This window comes from Endozoicomonas sp. ISHI1 (genome assembly GCF_024606225.1).
Lineage (GTDB): Bacteria > Pseudomonadota > Gammaproteobacteria > Pseudomonadales > Endozoicomonadaceae > Endozoicomonas_A.
In genome coordinates this window covers 1-3,039 of sequence record NZ_JAGRPU010000106.1, presented here as the reverse complement: position 1 = coordinate 3,039, position 3,039 = coordinate 1, and the positions used below count along the sequence as shown (strand labels likewise).

Genomic DNA, 3,039 nt, shown 5'->3' with positions numbered 1-3,039 from the left:
TGATTACTTTTTCTGGCGGTCAGGGCAATAGCGGGCCGACCCGGTCCCAGTCCGATCCGGCTTCCCCTTCTGAAAAAAAAGCCGAACAAAACGGCAAGAAAAGTGAACGAAGCAGTCACTCTGACGGTAGGAAAAATATTGACGGTAATGAGCCGCCACCACCGACCAGGAATGGGAACCATCCGGTCACGCCCGCAGACGCAGTCGCCTCAGCATCCTTGCTTGATCACCTAATTACTCTCAATAGGATCTATGGGCTTCGGCCTGAAAGAGTGGGCTATTTATCGGATTTCCTGTCAGAACAGTTGGGTATTCCATCTTTGGAAAAGTTTGAAACCTTGTTCCGTCAATGCCAACCAACCGATGGTGGAAGTGAAACATTATATGACCAAATGCTCCGGGGTTTTGATCCGAAAAACCAGCAACACATGATGCTGGCATCGAAAGCTCTGCAAAACTCTTTACAGGTCATCGTTCCTGAACAGGTCATCGTTCCTGATGGTCAGAAATATCACTGCTATAACCATGATAAAAACCACAATCATTCGCCTCACCAGTCTTTGGGTAAGCTTGAAGATCTCCATATCTTCCTGTTTCACGAGAATCATGTGGTAAAACTGTCTCATCGCAGTGACAACAACGCCTGGTTCACTCACTTCCTGACCGGCTCCCGCTTAAATAACCAAGGCAAAGAATGGCCGGGAACCGGTCAGTCTGAAAATGCTTTATGGGAACTGTTTCCACAATGGCAAAAAGATATTTTATTATGCTGGGAAGGCCTTTGCTGCCAATCCATAACTTCTGCCAGCGAGGTGCTAAAACAGGTGTTGACTGCACCCGATGAATTCATGCGGGAAAAAGACGGACATAACCTGTTCAGGTTTTACAATCAATTAGGCTTGGTTTGCTACCCGTTCGACGATACAGAGAACCCCGATGGAACCCTCTACATTAGCAAAAACGTTCTTGGATCAGTGGTTTTTTTCTGGCAAGACTCTGCCAGTAAATATATTTCCTTCATAGCTCCGGACCTCTCCACATCAACGATAAATGATAAATTACAGTCTTTCGATGATCATTTAAAAAATTATTCCGAGGGCGCATTTTTAGTTAAAAAACAGGATATCCGCTATGTCGTTCCTGCACTCGTTGTGCTCGCACCTGTTTTTAGAAAAACTTATGCAGAAGCCCGCAGAATTATATCCGATACCGAAGATGCTCTTATTTATGGTGGTTCAGCCAGATGGCAACATCTTGCATCATCGGTTAAACCCACCGAACTTGGCAAGGTACCTGTTACTAATGATATTGATTTGGCAGTTGAGGATATTACAAGACTGGAAACGATTTCGGCCTCCTTAGAGGACAAGCTAAGACGCACTCTGCCCGGCACCTTCGTAAGACGCAACAACATTTACACTATGGTTTTGGCCAGCCCAAAAGAATCGCAAGGCAAAGTGTTACTGCACACCTTAAAGATCAATTGCTTTCCCGGCAAAAACCGAGAAAACACTATTGGGTACGATCATTGTCAGGCAAAAAAATGGCGCATTTTATCTATCGACATTTCCGCCGGTCCTGAAGGTTATTTCGATTTTATGCGTGTAGAACCTTTTGCTACGGGTTCCAAATTGCTCATACCGAGCCTGCCCGCTATGGTTGAAAAACTGCTTCGGGACACGCAACTTGAACAAACCTACCCGGGTATTGATTCAAAGCGACGGGTGCAAAATGCTGAAAATGCATTAAAAATCATGCTAGCGAGTGACACTGAGCAACAGGTTCAGGCAATTATTCAACGATCACTGTTCGGCGATTTGTCAGAATCATTCAGGTTACCCGAATTTCTGCATCCCTATATCAAGCCAAAACCTGACAATAAACAGGAAAGCAATATTAAGGCAGAAAATAATGCCAGTGAGCAACCTACGATGGTTGCAGCGCAAACCAAAATAACAGCACCCGGTGCCGTCGAACCTTCAGCTGAAAGTGCATCGGGGCAAAACACCATTGATGAACATGCAGCCGTCGCCACCATCACCCATGTTGAAGATCTGGGGCTGAAAACAGAGGATTTGGCTCCAGGTTCCTGTAAGGAGAAAAAGAAAAAGAAAAAGAAAAACAAACAGAAAAAAACGATCCAACCAGAAATAAGCAACCATGCAACTGCACCGGAAAAGAACGATATCGAAGTAGCAGTAAACCCTGATGATCAACAATCTACGGTAGCCCATAATAATAAGAAAACAGCACCTGATCCTGTTGAACGCTCAAAAGAAAGAAAGCAAGAAGCCGCTGCCCAAAAGTCTGTCTCAAATATGATCGATTTTGAAACGGCTTTGTCTCAGTCCATAGAAATATCAAACTGGCTTACGGAGGTTAATCATAACTTTTCGGGTGAGCTGAACAGGGCAATTAAGACACAACATTGCGAAAGCTCTGAAGAAAACCCTACGCCCAATACAAAACTCGGTACATTGCAAAATCAACTGGAGGACGGAAAAACAAAAACCCTGCAAATATTGGCCTGTTCCGGAGTTTCTGTAGATACATCCGGTGACCAGCCGGTCATCACCATTAATCTGGCTAATACCCTCGGCAGTCAGCAGCGCACAGGACTGGAACAGGCCGCTTATGAGAACCACTTCCCCTATGCACAACTGGTTCAGGCGTTGTTCATCCTGAACCAAAAACTCCCGTCTGGAAAATCAGAAGCGCTCAAGATCTATGAAAAAGCATTCGAGCTGCTGCTACCAGCCGCCATTGCCGGTATACCGCTTGCCTACCAATTATTAATCGGGATGCAATTACACAACCATCACCCGGCCGGGTGGCCCCAAATGGAACCTGTGAACCGGTTGTTACGCAGCATGGCCTCCAGAGAGACAAGCTTCAGTCAGATAAAGATTGAGGGCGCATTGAATGGAGGATTTCTGGAACAGCTCTATCAGGATACGGATGTCATCACCCTGACAAAGATTGAGCAGGGGTTAGCCCAAGCGTCAGATCTCTCTGCCAGAGGCAAAGAGGTGAAGGCCA

At 45.7% G+C, this 3,039-nt stretch carries 1 protein-coding gene; it reads left to right on the top strand.

Annotation, left to right across the window (positions count from 1 at the left end):
• Nucleotides 1-3,039, top strand: a 3,039-nt coding sequence (locus tag KBW69_RS23210) for a hypothetical protein (RefSeq protein ID WP_257282502.1), incomplete at both ends; no start/stop codon positions are given.